We start from the raw sequence: 255 nt of genomic DNA on the forward strand, positions 1-255 counted from the left end.
ATCCAGAGTTGAAACTGATTAACGTTGAAACCATTGTAGAAAACCCGCGGGTTATTCATCGTTTTTCTAAAGTCTGGACAGAAGAAAAGAATGATAAATTAGACGCCCAAATCATTGCTGAGTTTTTGACAACTGGAAAGCATACGAAAACTCAACCACGAGAAGAAAAATTCGTTGCTCTCCTACGTTTTACTCGTACACGCTATCAGTTGATTCGTCAGATGACCGAAGCCCAGCAGCACTACGTGGAAAATC

Annotated in this window: 1 protein-coding gene; it reads left to right on the forward strand. The window is 40.8% G+C overall.

What is annotated here, in order from left to right; translation table 11 throughout:
• Window positions 1–255, forward strand: a 255-nt coding sequence (locus tag ACYQ2O_RS13355; protein ID WP_459783905.1) for an IS110 family transposase, incomplete at both ends; no start/stop codon positions are given.

It is taken from the genome of Alkalibacterium sp. m-11 (genome assembly GCF_054658155.1).